At 67.6% G+C, this 19079-nt stretch carries 17 protein-coding genes; 12 read left to right on the plus strand and 5 right to left on the minus strand.

Annotated features, from left to right (window positions below):
• The first annotated feature begins 57 nt into the window (after positions 1–57).
• The gene (locus tag OG474_RS31730) at positions 58–1053 is read left to right on the plus strand and encodes an endonuclease/exonuclease/phosphatase family protein (protein WP_405057279.1); all 996 of its coding nucleotides are present in this window, start codon (positions 58–60) and stop codon (positions 1051–1053) included.
• On the opposite strand, the gene OG474_RS31735 is transcribed toward OG474_RS31730, so the two are convergent.
• The 3 genes from OG474_RS31735 to OG474_RS31745 are packed head-to-tail and all read right to left on the minus strand — an operon-like array spanning position 1042 to position 3360.
• The gene (locus OG474_RS31735; protein WP_405057280.1) at positions 1042–1683 is read right to left on the minus strand and encodes a response regulator; all 642 of its coding nucleotides are present in this window, start codon (positions 1681–1683) and stop codon (positions 1042–1044) included. The two genes, OG474_RS31730 and OG474_RS31735, sit on opposite strands and share 12 nt — an antisense overlap.
• Positions 1676–2875 carry a sensor histidine kinase gene (locus OG474_RS31740; RefSeq protein WP_405057281.1) on the minus strand — a complete coding sequence of 400 codons (1200 nt, stop codon included), beginning with the start codon at positions 2873–2875 and terminating at the stop codon, positions 1676–1678. Before OG474_RS31740 ends, OG474_RS31735 begins: the two co-directional genes overlap by 8 nt.
• Entirely contained in the window at positions 2872–3360 is a 489-nt protein-coding gene (locus tag OG474_RS31745; protein ID WP_405057282.1) for a hypothetical protein, read from the minus strand. The genes OG474_RS31740 and OG474_RS31745 overlap by 4 nt, the downstream gene beginning before the upstream one ends.
• Before the next feature lie 157 nt (positions 3361–3517).
• On the opposite strand from OG474_RS31745, the gene OG474_RS31750 reads away from it, so the two are divergent.
• The 6 genes from OG474_RS31750 (at position 3518) to OG474_RS31775 (ending at position 10190) form a co-directional block, all read left to right on the plus strand.
• Positions 3518–5194, plus strand: a complete 1677-nt coding sequence (locus tag OG474_RS31750) for a sodium:solute symporter family protein (RefSeq protein ID WP_405064634.1) — start codon at positions 3518–3520, stop codon at positions 5192–5194.
• A 34-nt stretch (positions 5195–5228) separates the two neighbouring features.
• Positions 5229–5468 (plus strand): hypothetical protein, encoded by a 240-nt coding sequence (locus OG474_RS31755; RefSeq protein WP_405057283.1) that lies wholly within the window; start codon positions 5229–5231, stop codon positions 5466–5468.
• Between the two features lie 96 nt (positions 5469–5564).
• A complete protein-coding gene (locus OG474_RS31760; protein ID WP_405057284.1) occupies positions 5565–6458 on the plus strand; it encodes a hypothetical protein in 894 nt (297 codons plus the stop codon).
• Positions 6458–8233, plus strand: coding sequence for a GMC family oxidoreductase N-terminal domain-containing protein (locus OG474_RS31765; RefSeq protein ID WP_405057285.1), 1776 nt, complete (start codon positions 6458–6460; stop codon positions 8231–8233). The genes OG474_RS31760 and OG474_RS31765 overlap by 1 nt, the downstream gene beginning before the upstream one ends.
• A 302-nt stretch (positions 8234–8535) precedes the next feature.
• Positions 8536–9303, plus strand: coding sequence for a phytanoyl-CoA dioxygenase family protein (locus OG474_RS31770; protein WP_405057286.1), 768 nt, complete (start codon positions 8536–8538; stop codon positions 9301–9303).
• A complete protein-coding gene (locus tag OG474_RS31775; protein WP_405057287.1) occupies positions 9300–10190 on the plus strand; it encodes a helix-turn-helix domain-containing protein in 891 nt (296 codons plus the stop codon). Before OG474_RS31770 ends, OG474_RS31775 begins: the two co-directional genes overlap by 4 nt.
• A gap of 57 nt (positions 10191–10247) precedes the next feature.
• On the opposite strand, the gene OG474_RS31780 is transcribed toward OG474_RS31775, so the two are convergent.
• Entirely contained in the window at positions 10248–10691 is a 444-nt protein-coding gene (locus tag OG474_RS31780) for a DUF3574 domain-containing protein (protein WP_405057288.1), read from the minus strand.
• A gap of 296 nt (positions 10692–10987) precedes the next feature.
• On the opposite strand from OG474_RS31780, the gene leuS reads away from it, so the two are divergent.
• The 4 genes from leuS to OG474_RS31800 all read left to right on the plus strand — a co-directional run bounded on the left by leuS (position 10988) and on the right by OG474_RS31800 (position 16816).
• A complete protein-coding gene (gene leuS / locus OG474_RS31785) occupies positions 10988–13456 on the plus strand; it encodes a leucine--tRNA ligase (RefSeq protein ID WP_405064635.1) in 2469 nt (822 codons plus the stop codon).
• On the plus strand, positions 13456–13860 hold the full coding sequence (locus tag OG474_RS31790) for a secondary thiamine-phosphate synthase enzyme YjbQ (protein ID WP_405057289.1): 405 nt from the start codon (positions 13456–13458) through the stop codon (positions 13858–13860). Before leuS ends, OG474_RS31790 begins: the two co-directional genes overlap by 1 nt.
• Before the next feature lie 72 nt (positions 13861–13932).
• The gene (locus tag OG474_RS31795; RefSeq protein WP_405057290.1) at positions 13933–14121 is read left to right on the plus strand and encodes a hypothetical protein; all 189 of its coding nucleotides are present in this window, start codon (positions 13933–13935) and stop codon (positions 14119–14121) included.
• Positions 14122–14260: 139 nt separating this feature from the next.
• Positions 14261–16816 (plus strand): ATP-binding protein, encoded by a 2556-nt coding sequence (locus OG474_RS31800; RefSeq protein ID WP_405057291.1) that lies wholly within the window; start codon positions 14261–14263, stop codon positions 16814–16816.
• Positions 16817–17397: 581 nt separating this feature from the next.
• On the opposite strand, the gene OG474_RS31805 is transcribed toward OG474_RS31800, so the two are convergent.
• Positions 17398–17913 carry a pyridoxamine 5'-phosphate oxidase family protein gene (locus OG474_RS31805; protein WP_405057292.1) on the minus strand — a complete coding sequence of 172 codons (516 nt, stop codon included), beginning with the start codon at positions 17911–17913 and terminating at the stop codon, positions 17398–17400.
• Positions 17914–17966: 53 nt separating this feature from the next.
• On the opposite strand from OG474_RS31805, the gene OG474_RS31810 reads away from it, so the two are divergent.
• Complete coding sequence (locus tag OG474_RS31810; RefSeq protein WP_405057293.1) at positions 17967–18809, plus strand: DegV family protein; 843 nt, start codon at positions 17967–17969, stop codon at positions 18807–18809.
• Positions 18810–19079: the final 270 nt, after the last annotated feature.

The following is a 19079-nucleotide window of genomic DNA, read 5'->3' on the forward strand; positions in this document are numbered from 1 at the left end:
CCGCAGAGAAGCCTGTGCGGACTTTGGCAGAGCCTGAGAGTCCGCAACAATCGGCTCATGTCCAACAGCACCGCGACACTCGCGCCCAAACGGCCGCCGCAACGGGTTGCCGCCCGTCGTGCGCGGAAGAACGGCAAGTGGCGTCGCGGCTGGTTCATAGCCGTGCTGGCGGTTCTGTCCGCCATGCCGCTGCTCTTCCACCGCTGGGTGCCGAATTCGTTCGGCAACATGGGCAGTCTGCTCGACACCTTCCTGCCCTGGGTGGGCATCGCCGTACCGGTGCTTGCTCTTGCCGCGCTGGTACGACGTTCCGCGATCGCTGGGGTGGCTGTGTTGCTGCCCGCGGTGGTGTGGGGCGGGATGTTCGGCAACCAACTGATCCCGCAGTCGACCGGTGGTGCCTACGACCTGCGGGTGCTGTCGCACAACGTGGACGCGGCGAACCCGGATCCGGAGCGGACAGCCGCAGATCTGCTGGCGGCCAACGCGGACATCGTCGCGCTGGAAGAGCTGACCGCGGCGGACCTCAAGATTTACAAAGCTGCCTTCGCCAAGAAGTATCCGTATCAGGTAACGCGGGACACCGTCGCGCTCTGGTCGAAGTACCCGGTCGAGGAGAGCGAGTCGGTCGACGTCGGCTTCGCCTGGACCCGGGCCTTGCGGGCAGAGGTGGATACCCCGAAGGGCAAGGTCGCGGTGTACGTCGCTCACCTGGCCTCGGTGCGGTTCGGCACCAGCGGATTCACCTCGGACCAGCGGAACAAGACGATCCGGGCTCTCGGGCGGCAGATCGCCGACGAGAAGCTGGGCGGGGTGATCGTGATGGGTGACTTCAACGGTACGGCGACCGACCGCAGCCTGGCGCCGTTGACCGCCGGTCTGCGCTCGGCGCAGGGTGCGGCCGGGCACGGGTTCGGGTTCACCTGGCCGTCGACGTTCCCGATGGCGCGGATCGACCACATCCTGGTTCGCGGGGTCCAGCCGACGAAGGCCTGGGTGATGGACTCCACCGGTAGTGATCACCGGCCGGTTGTTGCCGAGCTAAAGATCTGAAGCTATGCCTTGGCGGTAGGCGTAGCGGACCGCCTCCGCGCGGTGCCGGGCGCCGATCTTGGCGAAGGTGTTGTTGATGTGCGTCTTCACCGTCGCCTCGCTGATGAAGAGCTGCGCCGCGATCTCCGGATTGCTGAGGCCGCGCGCGATCAGCCGTAGGACCTCGGTTTCACGGGTGGTCAGGCCGTCGTTGGTCGCGGGCTCGGGGGTTAGCCCGGCGACCAACCGTTTGGTTACCTCGGGGTCGAAGGTGGACTGGCCGGCAGCCGTCGATCTCAGCGCCGCGCCGATCTCGACCCGGCCGGCGTCCTTGGTCAGGTAGCCGCGCGCTCCGGCTTTGAGCGCGGTCGCGATCGACGCGTCATCGGCGTACGTGGTCAGCACCAGTACGGCGACCTCCGGGTACTCAGCGGTGATCCGAGCGGTCGCACCGACCCCGTCGAGAACCGGCATCCGAAGATCCATCAGCACGACATCGACGTTGCCCTGAGCAACCAGCTCTACCGCCTCGGCACCGTTCGCCGCAGCGCCGGTTACCTCGATCCCCTCGAGCAGCTCAAGCAGCGCCACCAGCCCTTCCCGAACAACCTGCTGGTCGTCAGCCACGATCACGCGAATGCGCTCACTCACCAGGCACCTCCGCAATCACAAGCCAGTCGTCCCCATCAGCTCCAGCCGTCAGCGTCCCACCCACGAGGGCCAACCGCTCCCGCATCCCAGTAAGCCCAAACCCCTCACCCCTGGTCGGGCCCGCATTACGAACCTCGAGCCGAACCCAGTTGCCGTCACCGCCGCTGCGGCCTTCGCCGTCTCCGTTGTGCTCGAGCGGTTGCCCGTAGGCGAGGCCGATGTCGATCGGTTGGCCGGGGGCGTGCTTCGCGGCGTTCGTGAGTGCTTCGCGGGCCGCGTTCAGCAAGGCGACGGTCACGCCGGAGTCGAGTTTGACGGGAGCGCCCGCGACGGTCAGATGGGCTGATGCGGCATGGTCGGCTTCGTGTTGGTTCGCGAGGGCCTGTAGCGCCTCTGCCAGCTCCGGGACGTTGTCTGCGCGGAGGGCGGCTACTGCGTTTCGCGCTTCGTCCAGGCCTTGTACGGCGAGGCGGCGGGAGCGCCGTACCCGCTCCAAGGCGCCGTCCACGTCGCGGCGTTCGGACAGGAGGGCCTCTGCGACCTCGAGCTGGACGCTCAGCGCACCGAGTGAGTGGGCGAGGACGTCGTGCAGGTCGCGGGCGATCCGGCCGCGTTCGTCGAGGGCCGCGGCGCGTGCCTGCTCGCTCTGGGCGAGGCGGGTCTGGACGAGCAGTTCGCGGGTCTGCCGGACCTGGACCTCGTACTGCCGGCGGTTCAGGCCGAAGGCGATCAGGATCGCGGCCCACATGTACTGGGTCAGCAGCCAGTTGCCGGTCCGGTCGAACCACCAGGCCGAGAGCGCGAACCCGATCGCCACACCGATGCCGACGGCAAGGATCGGCCGGATCCCCGAACGGCTCAGGTCGACGACCACGATGGTGGTGATCGCGACCAGGACCAGCACCAGGGCGTTCGCGTCCCGCACACCGGCGATCAGCGAGTTCGCGAGCGCGACCGTGCTGAGCAGCGCGAGCGCGAGCCGCGGCCGCGCCGTCATCAGCAGGGTGCCGGCCAGGAACACGACCAGCCCGGCGCCGAGGGCGAACCACACCCAGCGTTCCGCGGGCCGCGCCGTACCGAGGACTCCGATGGCGACCGCCGCCGTCATCACCCGGCCCAGCCAGCCGCTGTCCCCGTGCATGCCGCCCGGGAGCCGGGCCTTCAAGCCCAACCGACGCCGTAAGGTGCTCAACTGACGCTGTACTCCTCTGCCTGGCGGTGTGCCTTGCCCTGGATCACCAGCGACTGGGTCAGCAGGTTGGCGCCGATGCTCAGCAGCAGCGCACCGCCGCCGACGGTAGCCGCCGCACCGAGCAGGTGCCCGACGCCTGCCAGACCGAGGCGGATGACCAGGTACGCCACCATGATGCCGAGTCCGGGCAGGCCGAGCCGGAAGAAGACCTTCTCGGCGCGCCGCTCGACCTGAGCGACCATGCCGGAGGCGTAGCCGGCGACCAGCGCGACCGCGACGCCGATGATCAGCAGAACCAGGTCGATCAGGCCGAGCTGGAGGTGTTTGCCGTACATCTGGTAGATGCCGATGCCGCACATGATCAGCGGACCGCGCCAGGCGTCGGCGTCGGAGTTCTTCAGCTCCGACCAGGAGAGTCGGCGGACGACGACCGCGACCACGATCGCGATCATGACGAGAGCGTTGGGAAGGGTTCCGAAGGACATGCTCCGACGCTAAGTGGGTACCCCTCTGCGGCAGGACCGTCCACGGGTGGAGATCCGGGTGGAGACGCGGGTCGAGGTCCCTGGTGATTGAAAGTAGGAGTAACGTTCCCAATCGGTAACAACACTGTGCGTCACATACTGACCCGGAGGGCCGATGCTGCCACTTGACTCCGTCCTGAGACTCGATGCGAACGCGGTCGACTACGTCATCATCGCGACGTACTTCGCCTTCGTGCTGGGCATCGGCTACCTGGCCAAACGCGCGGTCTCGAGCAGTCTGGACTTCTTCCTGTCCGGCCGCTCGCTGCCCGCCTGGGTGACCGGCCTGGCCTTCATCTCGGCCAACCTCGGCGCGATCGAGATCATGGGGATGTCCGCGAACGGCGCGCAGTACGGCATGCCGACCGTGCACTACTTCTGGATCGGCGCGATCCCGGCGATGCTGTTCCTCGGCGTCGTGATGATGCCGTTCTACTACGGCTCCAAGGTCCGTAGCGTTCCCGAGTTCATGCTGCGCCGGTTCGGCAAACCCGCGCACCTGGTGAACGCGATCAGCTTCGCCGTCGCGCAGGTGCTGATCGCGGGCGTGAACCTGTTCCTGCTGGCCACCATCGTCAACGTGCTGCTCGGCTGGCCGATCTGGCTCTCGCTGATCATCGCGGCCGCGATCGTGCTCAGCTACATCACGCTGGGCGGTCTGTCGGCGGCGATCTACAACGAGGTCCTGCAGTTCTTCGTGATCGTGGCGGCATTGTTGCCGCTGACACTGATCGGCCTGCACAAGGTCGGCGGCTGGCAGGGTCTGGTCGACAAGGTCACGGCCTCGCCTGGCGGCGCCGAGCAGTTGAGCGCCTGGCCGGGTAACGAGCTGAGTGGGTTCAACAACAGCTTCCTGTCGGTGATCGGTCTGGTCTTCGGTCTCGGCTTCGTGCTGTCCTTCGGTTACTGGACGACGAACTTCGTCGAGGTGCAGCGAGCGCTGGCCTCGAAGAACATGTCGGCGGCCCGGCGGACCCCGATCATCGGTTCGTTCCCGAAGATGTTCATCCCGTTCATCGTGATCATCCCGGGCATCATCGCGGCGGTCGCCGTACCGGAGCTGCAAGAGCTGAAGAAGACCGGCAGTGGGTCGGTGACCTACAACGACGCGTTGCTGCTGCTGATGCGCGACCTGTTGCCGAACGGCATGCTGGGGTTGGCGATCACGGGTCTGCTGGCCTCGTTCATGGCCGGTATGGCGGCGAACCTGAGCTCGTTCAACACGGTCGTCACGTACGACCTGATCGAGCGGTACATCATCAAGGACCGCGACGACGCGTTCTACCTGCGGACCGGTCGCTGGCTGACCGTCGGCGGCACCATCGTCGCGATCGGTACGGCGGCGATCGCGTCCGGCTACAGCAACCTGATGGATTACCTGCAGCAGCTGTTCTCGTTCTTCAACGCGCCGCTGTTCGCCACGTTCATCCTCGGTATGTTCTGGAAGCGGATGACGGCCGCGGCCGGCTGGATCGGTCTGGTCAGCGGTACGTCGACAGCCGTGCTGGTGTTCATCCTGTCCGAGACCGGGGTGATCAACCTGCCAGGGCAGGGCGCGAGCTTCGTCGGAGCGGGTGCGGCCTTCGTGGTCGACATCCTGGTGAGCCTCCTGGTCAGTGCGTTGACCCGCCCGAAGACGGACGCGGAGCTGAAGGGGCTGGTGTATTCGCTGACCCCGAAGGAGGATCGGACCGAGACCGCGCAGGCGGGCGATCACGGCTGGTACCGCAAGCCGACCGTGCTGGCCGGCATCTCGTTGGCCATGGTCATCGTCCTGAACATCGTCTTCGGCTGACCGGGAGAGGCTCGAGATGGCAGAGAAGAAAGCAGTGCCTGTCGAAAAGAAGCCAGGCGCGTTCGACATCCGGATCGTGATCGCGGCCCTGATCGGGATCTACGGCGTCGTGCTGACGATCCTCGGGGTGATCGCCGACCCGGCCGAGGTGGACAAGGCCGACGGGCTGAACATCAACCTGTGGGGCGGAATCGGGATGCTGGTGTTCACGGCCGTGTTCGTCCTGTGGGCCCGGCTGCGACCGATAGCCGTACCGGTTTCAACAAACGAGTGACCTGTCGGCACCACTGGTCGTTGTAGGACCAGTGGTGCCGGTGGTTCCACCCCCTGCGGGATCTCCGGCGTGGCCCCCATCTGCCGAAGGACCCGTATGCCTACAGCAGTTCCTCTTGCCCGAAGGGCGTTCCTCGCCCGGATCGGGATTCTGGGCGCGGCGCTGGGCGGAGGCGGGCTGCTGACACGCAGCCTGCTCAACCCCGCCGACGCCGCCACGAATCCCCTTCTTCCGCCCACGGTGGATCTTCTCCGCCCCGTCCTCGCGGCGCTCGCCCGCGACACCATGAACGGGTTGACGGTCTTCTGCCAGCCCGGCCCGGATGCTTATTCACGCACGCAGGGCACGGTCAGCAAGACTCCCGGCGCGATGGAGTCCGGCGCGACCGACTTCATCATCGAGTCCCTGGACAACTTCGTCCCGTTCCCGGATGCGCTGGCGCAGCCGATCGGCGCGGCGATGGTGACCGGCCTGGCCGACACCGGGATCGTGCTGCCCGGGCTGGAATTGCTGCCTCCGGAGCTCCGGAAGCTCGACCAGGCGCTCGCAGCGGTTCTGCAGAGCGACGAGGCGCTTCCGCTGTCGCTCCCGATCGCCATGCTGCTCAACCTGATGGCGACGCAGGTCAACCCACTCGCAGTGAACGGTCCGCACCTGTCGCCGTTCGCGCGGCTGACGTACGCCGAGAAGGCGTCTGCTTTTGAGCTGATCGAGAAGACCGACGCGGATCTGGTCGCGTTGCTGGACGTGCAGTTCCCCGAGCCGTTGAAGGCATCGGTCTCCGGGCTGCTGAAGTTCGTCGGTGGTGCGCTGATCGAGTTCGGCACCTTCGGCGCCTACAGCGAGTATGCCGTCTTCGATCCGAAGACCCGGACGCTGAAGAAGCGGCCGGTCTCCTGGCAGCTGTCCGGCTACCAGCCGGACGGTCCGGTCGAGGGCTGGGACGACTTCATCGGCTACTACCAAGGGCGTACGGAGGTGCACGACTGATGCGCGATGTCATTGTGATCGGGGCCGGCGGTGGTGGACCCGTGGTCGCCAAGGAGCTCGCGGCGAAGGGGCTCGACGTACTGGTGCTGGAGGCCGGGCCTCGGCACGCGAAGCCGCGGGACGAGTGGACGACCTTCGAGAACGACGCGAACAACCCGCTGAGCGGCTACTTCCGGCTCGGCCCGACCGACCGGTCGAAGCCCGCTTGGTATCGGGAGTGGCCGCAGAACTCGTTCGTCTGGCAGCTGTCCGGTGTCGGCGGCACCACGCAGCACTTCTACGGCAATTACCCGCGCGCCTACCCCGGAGTGTTCAAGGGGTACGACGGTGCCGACCGCAACGAGTACGACGTGAAGCACCGGTTCCCGTTCACGTACAAGGAAATGGTTCCGTACTTCGAATGGGTCGAGGCGCTGATGCCGGTCCAGACGGCGGCGATGGGCCACAAGGAGCAGATGTTCTTCAAGGGCGCCGAGACGATGGGGCTCCCGGTTCAGACCACGAAGACCACGCACCGGCCGTCGTACCGGCCGCAGGAGAACGCGATCCTGCAGCCGCAGGGCACGGCTGGGAAGACCTCGGACAAGAACCTGCTGAACTTCCCGCAGGCCAAGGGCTGCACGTTCTGCGGCTACTGCTTCCAGGGCTGCATGCGGCCGAATGGGGCCCCGCGCAACCAGTTCGCGAAGCGGTCGACCGACAACAGTTATGTGCCGATGGCACTGACCGCCGAGGTCTGGGCGACTGGTGGCCGCCCGGCCGAGCTGATCGCGGATGCCTATGTGACCCGCGTGCACGCCGAGAAGCGCAACGGCGTACTGACCGCGTCGGGGGTGACGTGGCGGGACAACGTGACCGGTGACGAGCATCGCGAGGACGCGAAGGTCGTCGTGATGGCCGGTGGCTGCACCGAGAACCCGCGGCTCTGGTTCAACAGCGGCCTGCCGAACCCGAACGACTGGGTCGGCCGCGGCTACACCGATCACTTCTTCGACTGGATGATCGGGTCGTTCGACGACTACACCGGCAACCCGAAGGGCGTCGGATCGAGCGCGCGGCTGGACTACCCGCCGTACGGGGGTCTGGAGAACGTCGGGCTGCCGCCGGCGCTGAGCGCCTTCTCGGCCTCGCTGTCGGACAGCGGGATCCGCGGACAGTACAAGAACGGCCGGGGCGCGACCGGGCCGTGGGACGGACCGGCCGGGCGCGTGGCCGGGCCGGAGCTGAAGGAGCTGCTCAGCGGTGGCATCGACAAGCTGCTGACCGTGCTGGTGATCACCGACGACGACGTCGAGGCGCAGAACCGCGTCACCCTCTCGGCGCTGCCCGCCGACGAGAACGGCCCGATCCCGAAGGTCACCTTCAAGCAGCGTCAGCGCACCAAGCGGACCCTGAAGAACCGCGAGTTCATGGCCCGCAAGGCCGCCGAGCTCCTACGCGGCGCCGGCGCCAAGAAGGTCTACCGCATCGACTGGGCCCCGCTCATCCTGCACGTCCAGTCCTCGATGCGGATGGGCGAATCCGAGAACAACTCGGTCCTCGACCCCCGCGGCGAGTCGCGCGCGGTGAAGCGCCTCTTCATCGCCGACAACTCAGCCCTCCCCAACGGCCTCGGCGGCCCCAACCCGACCCTCACCTCCCAGGCACTGGCCACCCGCACAGCCGAGAAGATCTTCCAGACCTACTTCGACGGCGACCCCTGGGTGCATTCGGAGTCCCCAGTAATCTCCACCGACCCCCGCATCAGCGTCCGGCTGGGGCAGCTCGGTTTGTAGTTGGCATCGGACCCCGGTGAAGCAGGAGGTGAACGTCTCCTGCTTCACCGCAGCCCTGGTGCTTGCGATCGGGGAGTATCGCTGACCTTGAGCACGGATCAGTCGTTTTTGGCGCCCCCGAATGGTTGATGGGTGCTCAAGGTCGGGAGATGAGGACGGCTCTGTACGACGCCGGGGCGCGGAGGCGGGTGGCGATGGCTTTTGGGGATGTCCGTTTGACGAACATTGGCGTCCGGCGGGGTCCTCCCGTGCGGGCGCCGATGTTCTTAGGCTCGAAGTACCCGAACAGGAGGAGCTTCGAGATGACGATCACCTCGGCCCGGCCGGAGTTGTCGAGCCTGGCACAGCAGTATGCCGACGAGGGTTTCGTGTTGGTGAAAGGCCTGCTCAGCAAGGAGGAGGCGGCTTATTTTCGTGGCCGCAGTCATGAGTTGCTGGGGCAGCTGAACCGTAAGGACGATCCGACGTGGCAGTCCGCGATGGGGCTGGCCGACGGGGCGACTCGATTGCAGCATCTGCATGACGCGCAGTTCTACGATGCGGAGTTCGCGAAGCTGCTGGTCGACCCGCGGTTCACGGATGTGGCCGCTGCGGTGATGGGCGTGGACAACGTTCAGCTGCATCACACCAAGCTGTTCGTGAAGCCGCCGGAGAACGGGTCGCCGTTCCCGCTGCACCAGGACTACCCGTTCTTCCCGCACCAGTACCACCGGGTCGGGGCGGCGATCTTCCACTTCGACGACGCACCGGTCGAGAAGGGCTGCGTGCGGATCATTCCGGGCAGTCACAAGTCCGGACCGCGCGAGCACGACCCCGAAGGCTCCTTCCACCTGACGGATGTGCCGTTCGACGACGCGACGCCGCAGCCGGCCGAGGCGGGGGACGTGCTGTTCTTCACCTACCTGACTGTGCACGGCTCCGGCGTGAACGTGAGCGACCAGCCCCGCACGACCTGGCTGGTTCAGTACCGCGACCCGGCGGACCCGCCGACGGTCAAGACCCACGAGTGGTCACTCGGGCAGGGCATGATGCTGCGTGGAGTCGACCCAACTGGGCGGAGCAATGTTTGACCCTCTCGGATGTCGCTGACGCGGACCGTTTCGTCGACCTCGCCGGACTGCTCGAGTCCTGCGAGGTCGACGGGTTCCGCGCGGACTTCCTGAGCTGGGGGCACTACCGCCCGGAGTACTGGCGCAACTACTGGCACAGCCACTCGTTCCACGAGGTCTGCCTTGCCTACTCGGGCTCCGGCCGCTTCAACAACGGCACTGTCCAGTACGACGTCGCTCCGGGGTCGGTGTTCCTGGCGCGACCAGGGGATGTCCACGAGATCGAGTCGAGCCACGCGGAGCCGTTGGGGATCGCCTTCTGGGGCTTCACCTTCCGCCCGGGTTCTGACGAGCCTGGCTGGTGGTCCGGGCTTACCCGAGCTGACGGACCAGTCCTGTCGGACCGGGTCGGCACTCTGCCCGCCCTGATCACCGCGCTCGCAGCTGAGGCCGCTGCACCCGTCTCCGGCTACAACGCCGTACTGGGTGCTCTTGGCGGGACTCTGGTTCTTGAGACCGCGCGTGCGTTTGCGCTGGACGATGACTTGGCTGTCGAGCCGGTACGGCGTGATCGCGGGCTGCTGGTGGTCGAGGCGATGCAGCGGCATCTGCGGGACAACCTGTCCCGGCCGATCACGGTCCGGGACGTGGCGGCCGTCGTACACCTGTCTGAGCGCCATGCGGAGCGGCTGTTCACGCAGCAGACCGGTGCGTCGATCATGGCGACGCTCTGGCGGCTCCGGCTGGAGTTGGCCGCTCAGCTGTTGCTTGACCCGGCGCTCACGGTCACTGCGGTGGCTCGGGCCTGTGGGTATTCAGACGTGCGGCCGTTCTCTACTGCGTTCAAGCGGCACTACGGGCGCACACCGGGGGAGCACCGGCGCTCTGGTGGTACGGAGTTCGTCTAACTGGAAGGACCGGCGCAGCGCGGGGTCGACACCGCGCTGCGCCGGCCGCCTGTGGGGTCAGAAGGAGACGTACTCGGTGCTGTCGGCCCGGAGGACGGACTCCTGCTGGAACTTCTTCTCGTAGAGGCCGCGGATCTCTTCGATCTTCTTGCTGCTCTCATCGGCGCCGTCGATCGGGTAGACGATGATGAGGACCTTCGAGCGCTCCTTGACGATGCCCTTGGTCTCCTTCCACTGGCCCTGGCCGGACAGCACGGTGAGGCCGTCCGGGAAGCGCGGCGTGATGGTGGAGTCCACGAACTTCTGGAACTGGTAGTCCGAGACATCCGGTCCGGGCTTGTCGGTACCGAAGAACAGCTCGGTGCGGACCCACTCGTCCCCGGTCAGCTTCACCGTGCTCTGTGCGGGCTTGTCGTCGGCCTGCAGTGCCACGGCGGCCGGAGTGGCCAGCGCGGTCAGCACGAGTGCGGCGGTCGCGGCAGTCTTGCCCAGGTGCTTCATGTGGTGCGTTCCCCCTACGTCGTTGCGATTGCCTACGACGCTAACTACGGGTCCGGCGGTCTCAGTGGTTCTCCTGCGCCTTCTGCCCGGGGGCCCAGTACGGAGTGCCCGATAGGTACAGCCGGTGGTGCTATCGTGGTCCCATGCGAGTGAGCCTGCTCCTTAGTTAGCCGTACCGGCATTCAGGCGCTTCCAGCGCCGGCCCGTACGGCGTCCCCTCCTGAGTGAGGGGCTTTTTTATTTCAAGGCTCAACTCGAACACAAACACGAGCGGGAGTAGGACCGTGAGCGAGCACGTGGAGGACACCCCCATCGACCGGGGTGGCTACGACTTCAATGCGATGCAGGCCAAGTGGCGTCCGGTGTGGGAGAAGCTGGACCCGTTCAAGGCGAAGGACGACGGCTCGGCCGAGCGGCGCTACGCGCTCACGATGTTCTCCTACCCCTCCGGCGACCTGCACATGGGGCACGCCGAGGTGTTCGCGCTGCACGACGTGCTGTCGCGCTACTGGTTCCAGCAGGGGTACGACGTACTGAACCCGATCGGCTGGGACTCGTTCGGGCTGCCGGCCGAGAACGCGGCCATCAAGCGCAACGAGCACCCGGCGACGTACACGTACGCCAACATCGAGACGCAGGCCGAGTCGATCCGTCGCTACGCGATGAGCTTCGACTGGTCCAAGCGGCTGCACACGTCCGACCCGGAGTACTACCGGTGGACGCAGTGGCTGTTCACGCGGTTCTACGAGCGCGGCCTGGCGTACCGCAAGGCGTCGTACGTGAACTGGTGCCCGAACGACCAGACCGTGCTGGCCAACGAGCAGGTCGTGCAGGGGCGGTGTGAGCGCTGTGGCTTCGAGGTCACCAAGCGTGAGCTGACGCAGTGGTACTTCAAGACCACCGAGTACGCGCAGCGGCTGCTGGACGACATGGATCTGCTGCAGTGGCCGGAAGAGATCCTGCTGCAGCAGCGCAACTGGATCGGCCGCTCCGAGGGTGCGTTCGCCGAGTTCCAGGTCGAGGGTCGCTCCGAGCCCATTCGCGTCTTCACGACGCGTCCGGACACGCTGTTCGGCGCCACCTTCCTGGTGGTCGCCCCGGACGCGCACCTGGCCGCCGACCTGGTGACTCCGGATCAGCAGGACGCCTTCGACGAGTACCTGCGGGCCGTCAAGGCGACCACCGAGATCGAGCGCCTGAGCACCGACCGGGACAAGACCGGTGTCTTCCTGGGCTCGTACGCCGTCAACCCGGTCACCGGCCAGCGGATCCCGATCTGGGCGGCCGACTACGTGCTGGCCGACTACGGCACCGGCGCGATCATGGCCGTGCCCGGACAGGACAGCCGGGACTGGGAGTTCGCGGAGAAGTTCGGCCTGCCGATCGTGCGCACCGTGCAGCCGACCGCGGACTTCGACGGCAAGGCCTTCACCGGCGACGGACCGGCCATCAACAGCTCGAACGCCGAGCTGAGCCTGGACGGGCTGGAGGTCGCCGAGGCCAAGTCGCGGACCATCGACTGGCTGGAGGAGAAGGGCCTGGGCGAGCGGACGATCAACTTCCGGCTGCGCGACTGGCTGCTGAGCCGGCAGCGCTTCTGGGGTGCGCCGATCCCGATCATCCATTGCCCCGCCTGTGGTGAGGTGCCGGTTCCGGACGACCAGTTGCCGGTGGAGCTGCCCGACCTGCGCGGGTCGGACCTGTCGCCCAAGGGCGTCTCCCCGCTGGCCGCTGCCCGGGAGTGGGTGGAGGTGCCCTGCCCGAAGTGCGGTGGGCCTGCTGAGCGCGACACCGACACGATGGACACCTTCGTCGACTCCTCGTGGTACTTCCTGCGCTACCTGTCGCCCGAGTACACCGAGGGTCCGTTCGACCCGGGCATGGCCGAGCGCTGGATGTCGGTCTACCAGTACGTCGGTGGCAAGGAGCACGCCGTACTGCACCTGCTGTACGCGCGGTTCTTCGTCAAGGCGCTGCACGACATGGGCCTGCTGACGGTGGTCGAGCCGTTCACCCGGCTGCTGAACCAGGGCCAGGTCATCAACGAGGGCAAGTCGATGAGCAAGTCCCTGGGCAACGGTGTGAACCTGGGCGACCAGCTGGACGAGTTCGGTGTGGACGCGGTCCGGCTGACGATGGTGTTCGCCGGTCCGCCGGCCGACGACATCGACTGGGCGGACATGTCGCCGGGTGGTGCGCTGAAGTTCCTGCAGCGGGCCTGGCGGCTGGCCGGTGCGGTCGAGTCCCCGGCCGGGACCGACCCGGCCGGCGGTGACGTCGCGCTGCGCCGGATCACCCACAAGACGGTGGCCGACGCGTCCGAGCTGATCGACTCGATGCGTTTCAACGTCGTGGTCGCCCGGATCATGGAGCTGGTCAACGCGACCCGCAAGACGATCGACTCCGGTGCCGGTGCGGCCGACCCGGCGGTGCGGGAGGCGGTCGAGGCGACCGCGATCATGCTGAGCCTGATCGCGCCGTACACGGCCGAGGAGATGTGGGAGGAGCTGGGTCACGAGCCGACGGTCGCCAAGGCTGGCTGGCCGAAGGTCGACCCGGCGCTGCTGGTCGAGGACACCGTGACCTGCGTGGTCCAGATCGCCGGCAAGGTGAAGGACCGGCTGGAGGTCGCACCGGACATCACCGACGCCGAGCTGGAGCAGTTGGCCCTGTCCTCGGCGGCCGTGCTGAAGGCGCTGGACGGCCGCGGGACCCGCAAGGTGATCGTGCGGGCGCCGAAGCTGGTCAACATCGTCCCTGCCTGATGGACTCCGAGCTGATTGATCTTCGGACCGGGACTCGTGAGGTCGTTCTCGACCTCACGAGCCGGTGCGAGGAGTTCGTCTCCGGCCGGGGCGACGGCCTGCTGCACGTCTTCGTGCCGCATGCGACGGCCGGAGTGGCAATCCTGGAGACCGGTGCGGGCAGTGACACCGACCTGCTCCGGGTGCTCGAGGAGTTGCTGCCCCGCGAGTTCGCCTGGCGGCATCGGCACGGTACGCCAGGCCACGGCCGCGACCACGTGCTGCCGGCGCTCATCCCGCCGTACGCGACTGTTCCAGTGCTCGACGGGCGGCTGACGTTGGGCACCTGGCAGTCGATCTGTCTGGTCGACACCAACGTCGACAACCCGGAACGACAGGTCCGGTTGTCTTTCCTCGCAGGTTAATACTTAGTGACTTATCGTGGCGTTGCCCGCACCGTTACGTAGGCGAAACACGCTCCCTGTTCACTGGTGGACATGGCAGCCCTCGACACCGTGCGTGACCACTGCGCCGAACTTCTGATCCGCGCGACGCAGGGCATCTGCGCGGGCAGCCGGGTGAACGCCGAGCTCGGTCACGCCGAGGCGCTGGCCCGGCGCGACGACTGGGACAGCGTGTTCGCCCTCTACGCGGCCGACGACGTACCGGTGCGCGCGAGCGCCTGAAGATCCCTTTTCGCTTCAGGGTGGTTGCCGCGCGCAACTACCTGGTGTGATCGAGGTCGCCGTCCCGCACGCCGATCAGCCCGACGCGAACGTCCCGCTCACGCTATGTTGTGTCGGGAACGTTTGGGGGTGACGGGCTTTGTCGGAGACGGACAGTCAGGGGCGGAGCTTTGCCGACCTCTTGCTCGACTTGAGGGTGCAGGCGGGGCTGTCCCAGGAGGAGCTCGCCGAGCGTGCGGGCCTGAGCGTGCGGACGATCCGCGAGCTGGAGGCCGGCCGGGTAGCTCGTCCCCGGAAGGATTCGGTCCGGCTGCTCAGCACGGGTCTCGGCCTGGGCGCGGAGGACGCGGAGCGCTTCCTGGCCGCTGCCGGTCGTGGTTCAGCACCGCGGGCGGTCGTCTCGGTCGCCGATCCTGCTCCGACCGGTCTGCGCTGGCGCGGCACCCGGCCGATCCCGGACGGCCTGGTCGGCCGCGAGGAGGAGCTGCTGGAGCTGGAAACGTTGCTACGGCAGAACCGGCTGGTCACGCTGGTCGGCCCTGGTGGCGTCGGCAAGACCGAGTTGGCGCTCGCGGCGGCTGACCGGTTCTCCGGAGTCGACACGACCGTGGTGGTCGTCGACCTGACCACCGTCCAGCGCGACGCGGCCGTCACGTCCGCGATCCTTGACGCCTTCGGAACAGCACCCGGTACGTCGGATCTGGACGACGTACTGTCCGGCCGGAAGCCGGGTGATCTGGTGATCGTCGAGGACAACGCGGAGCACGTGCTCGACGGGGTCGCCACGGTCGCGAACCGGATGGTCCGGAGCTTCCCCGGAGTCGGCGTGCTGGTGACGTCGCGGATCCCGCTCGGACTGCCCGACGAGGTGGTCCGGCGGGTGCAGGTGCTCGGCGTGCCGTCGAATGACGAGGACTTCGCCGAGATCGCGGCCAGTCCGGCGGTGGAGATGTTCAGCCGGCGGGTGACGCGGGTGCGGCCGGACTTCAAGCTGACTGCGGACAACGCTCGTACTGTGGCTCGCTTGTGCCGGCGGTTGGACGGCTTGCCGCTCGCTCTGGAGCTGGCGGCCGCTCGGGCCGGGTCGCTGTCGGTGGAGACGATCCTGGCGGCGCTGGACGACCGGTTCCGGCTGCTGTCCGGGCCGCGGCGGTTCGGGGCACCACATCAGCGGACGCTGGCCGACACGATCGCGTGGAGCGTCGACGCGTTGTCGGACGCGGCTCGGCAGTTGCTGTATCGCGCTTCGCTGCTGGGTTCGCCGTTCACCCTCGACGCGGTCGTCGGGGTGTGCACCGGCGCTCCGATCGACGCGGCCGACGTACCGATGCTTCTTGCTGAGTTGGTGGACAAGTCGCTGCTGCAGCCGGTGCACGAGTTCGAGCAGCTGTACGGCGCGCGGTACAAGATGCTCGAGACGATCCGGGAGCACGCGTACGCGGGGCTGTCCTCGCAGGGTGCCGACCTGACCGAGTTCAAGGACCGGGCCGTCGAGTGGTGTACGACGTACGTCGTGGGGCTCGAGGGCGCCTGGTCCTCGCCGGACCGCGATCGACGCTACCGGGCCGCCAATGCGAATTCGGCACTGTTCGAGGTGGCGCTGGAGCGGGCGACCGTGCTCGGGCAGTGGGATGTGGCTGCGCGGATCGTGCTCGGATTCCGGATCGCGTGGCAGTACCAGGCGAGCGTGGCCGAGAGCGGGATCCGCTGGGCGACGGTGTGCGCGGACAACGTCTCCGACAAGGAGGTCGGCGGCATGCTCCGGGCGATCGCCGGTCGGCTGTCCAACCTGACCGGCGACGTGCACGGAGCCCGGCGGCACTACGGCGAGGCGCGGCAGCTGATCCCCGGTGAGACTGAGATGGGGTTGGTCGCGCGCGGCGGTTGGGTGTCGTCCGGTTCGCATCTGCTGGACACCCAGAGCCTGGCGGAGATCCCAGCCCTGGTGGAGGACGCGCGCAAGCACGGCGACGTGCAGCGGTCAGCGACCGTGCAGGCCATCTGTGGGCTCGCGCTGCTGCGCTGGGGACGGCTGCCGGAGGCCAAAGAGCTTCTGCTCGCCTGGGAGGCCGCGCTGGTCAACCCGGGCGTCTATCCGGACGAGATCGCCTACATGGCGCTCAGCCGGGTCGAGCTCGAGCTGGGGAACGTGGCCGAGGCCCGGCGCTGGGCGGAGCTCGCCCGGGACAGCCAGGCCTCCGACGACCCGGAGCGGACCAAGGTGGCCGGCAGCCTGGCCATGGTCGAGTTCCACGACGGCCAGTACGTCGAGGCGCGGCTGCTGCTTGATCAGGCCGAGTCCGACATCCGCGGTCACCGCGGGTACTTCGACTATCTGGTGATGCTCTACCGCAGCCGGCTGGCCCGCGCGGCGGGAGACGTCGAGCAGGCGCAGCTCTGTATTCGGGACGCGGTCAGCCGGCTGCTGGCCGAAGGCCGGGTCGTCTACCTCCTGCAGGTCCTGCCGGAGGCCGTGGCGGTCTTGCACGCTCTCGGGAAGAACGAGGCCGGTGACGCCCTGTGCGGGCAGCTGCTGGCCTGGCAGCGCACGATGGACCCTCCGATGCTGCCGACCGCCTGGGCGGTCCTGCAGGAGTCCTGTGAGCGCGCCTCGCAGGCTCCCGGCTGGCCACAGGCAGATCCGGCGGCCGCCGTACAGGTGTTGGCTGCTGACGTGCTCGCTGCCCTCTCATGATGCTGAACCGCTAAAGCTGCCGGGTAACTGCCGGTTGTTCTGCCTCGTCCTGACATAGCTGTGCCGACGAGGATTACAGCCGTAGGACAGGTTCCACGAAGCAGAGTCCGACACCGAGCGGCACAGGGCAACGAAAGGGCGGGTGATCCGTGTGAGGCCACGGAAGCCGGCTGGATTGCCGTCGAGTTCGGAGAAGGCGACGCGGAGGGCATCCGGTGGCCGGTTGGTGGGGGCGCCGACCGGCTGTCGTGAGCTCCGGAGTGCTGCCGAGTACGGATCTGTCCTGCTCGAACCGGTTGCCGTGCACCGTCAGGGCACCGCACCCGGGGCGAGGTCCCAGCAAACGGACGGCACACGACACAGGGGACGAGTGCCGGTCCGGCTGACACGGGGAAGCTGGTGGGTCTGGTCACCTGCCGGCTGGGTTGGCCGCTGGGGCCTCCCGGGACCTCGACGGGCTCGCGGTCGGACCGGATCGACTCTGATCCGGCACGGGGAGTAGCTCGGCGAGGCACGGACTTGGCTGACATCCAGGGGGAGTCAGCACAGAGTGGGGTGAAGGCTTCCGGAGGGGTCGGCCTTCACCCCGCTTGGTCTGTGACAGCTGCTTTGTCGAACGCGTACCCGACCATCCAGCTCGGCTGGAACCGGCAATACGCGATGTCTTCGGCCCAGGTCGACGGCGAACTGCCGTAGTGGGCGACCAGATGCTCCTCGATCTCCGCGAAATCCGGGTGCTCGGGCGTCAGGAACTCCACCTGACCGTGGCTGAACACGCCCATCCGCTCCCCGTCGACGTACGAGACGCTGGCGGCGGGTCTGACCTTCAGATGTCTGGCCTTGGCCGCTGAACCAGCGGTCGAGAACACCCAGCGTGCGTGCAGGAAGTGTCCGTCGACCGCGCTGATCCGCGGCTCGCCGCTCTTGGTGACCGTCGCCAGGCTCAGCACCCGCATGCCGGTCAGAATCCGGGTGAGGTCCGCGGCATCCAGTCTGCGCTCATCCGTGATGATGGCTCGCAGATGCTCCGTCGACCGCCCGATCGAGGCATCCAGAAGCTCCTGCAACCCACTGACGTCTTCCGCCGTTTCCCTCATCTTCCTGATCCTGACACCGCGCGCCGACAAAAACTCTCCGGTAACCTCGCTGCATGTCAGCCCGCGTGCACGTCGTCACCGACTCCACGGCCGGGCTGTCCACGCACGAGGTGCTCCGGCACGGGCTGACCGTCGTACCGCTCCAGGTCGTGATCGGCGGAACGTCGTACGACGACGGCGCTACCTCGGCCGACGCGGTCGCGGAGGCGCTGAAGACCTTCACCCCGGTCTCGACCAGCCGCCCGGCGCCGCAGACCTTCGCCGACACGTACGCCGCCTGCGCCGCGGCCGGCGCCGAGTCGGTCGTCTCGATCCATCTCTCCGGCGACATGTCCGGCACCTTCGAGGCGGCGATGATCGGCGCCAAGGAGTCCCCGATCCCGGTTCGCGTCGTCGACTCCCGCTCACTCGGCATGGGCCTAGGCTTCCCCGTCCTGGCCGCCGCGGCCGCCGCAGCCGCGGCGGAGGACCAGGACGCCGTCGAAGCCGCCGCCCGAGCCCGGATGGCCACGATCTCCTCCTACTTCTACGTCGACACCCTCGAATACCTCCGCCGCGGCGGACGCATCGGCGCCGCCCAAGCCCTCCTCGGTACGGCGCTCGCCGTGAAACCGCTGCTGACCATCAAGGGCGGCCGCATCGTCCCCCTCGAGAAGGTCCGCACCTCGAGCCGAGCCATCGCCCGCCTGGCCGACATCGCCGTCCAGCGAGCCGGCGACGCGAAGGCCGACATCGCCGTCCACCACCTGGCCAGCCTCGAAAAAGCACAAACCCTCGCCGACGGCCTGACCGACCGCCTACCCCTGACCGGCGACATCGTCCTCCGCGAAGTAGGCGCCGTCATCGGCGCCCACGTAGGCCCAGGCATGCTCGCCGTAGTCGTCTCCCCGACCTAGCCCGGCCTGCCTTCCCACGACGGGTCACCCACCGAGCCTCCTGATCGTCGGGACCAACCACAGCCCGGAAGCCCAAACAACCGCCACCTTGGCGACCCGCCACCGCGCCTTCAGCAAACCGGCCGCAGCGGCGACCAGGCACCGCGTACGCCGCCGTCCGGATCCGAGCGGCCGGATGGGACGAGCACCTTCGGGGCGGCGGGCGAGGTGCTCGGCCACCGCGACGGATCACGGATCCACGGACGTCTTTGCGGGGATCTGCTGCCGCTG

It is taken from the genome of Kribbella sp. NBC_01505 (assembly GCF_045040285.1).
Taxonomy (GTDB): Bacteria; Actinomycetota; Actinomycetes; order Propionibacteriales; family Kribbellaceae; genus Kribbella.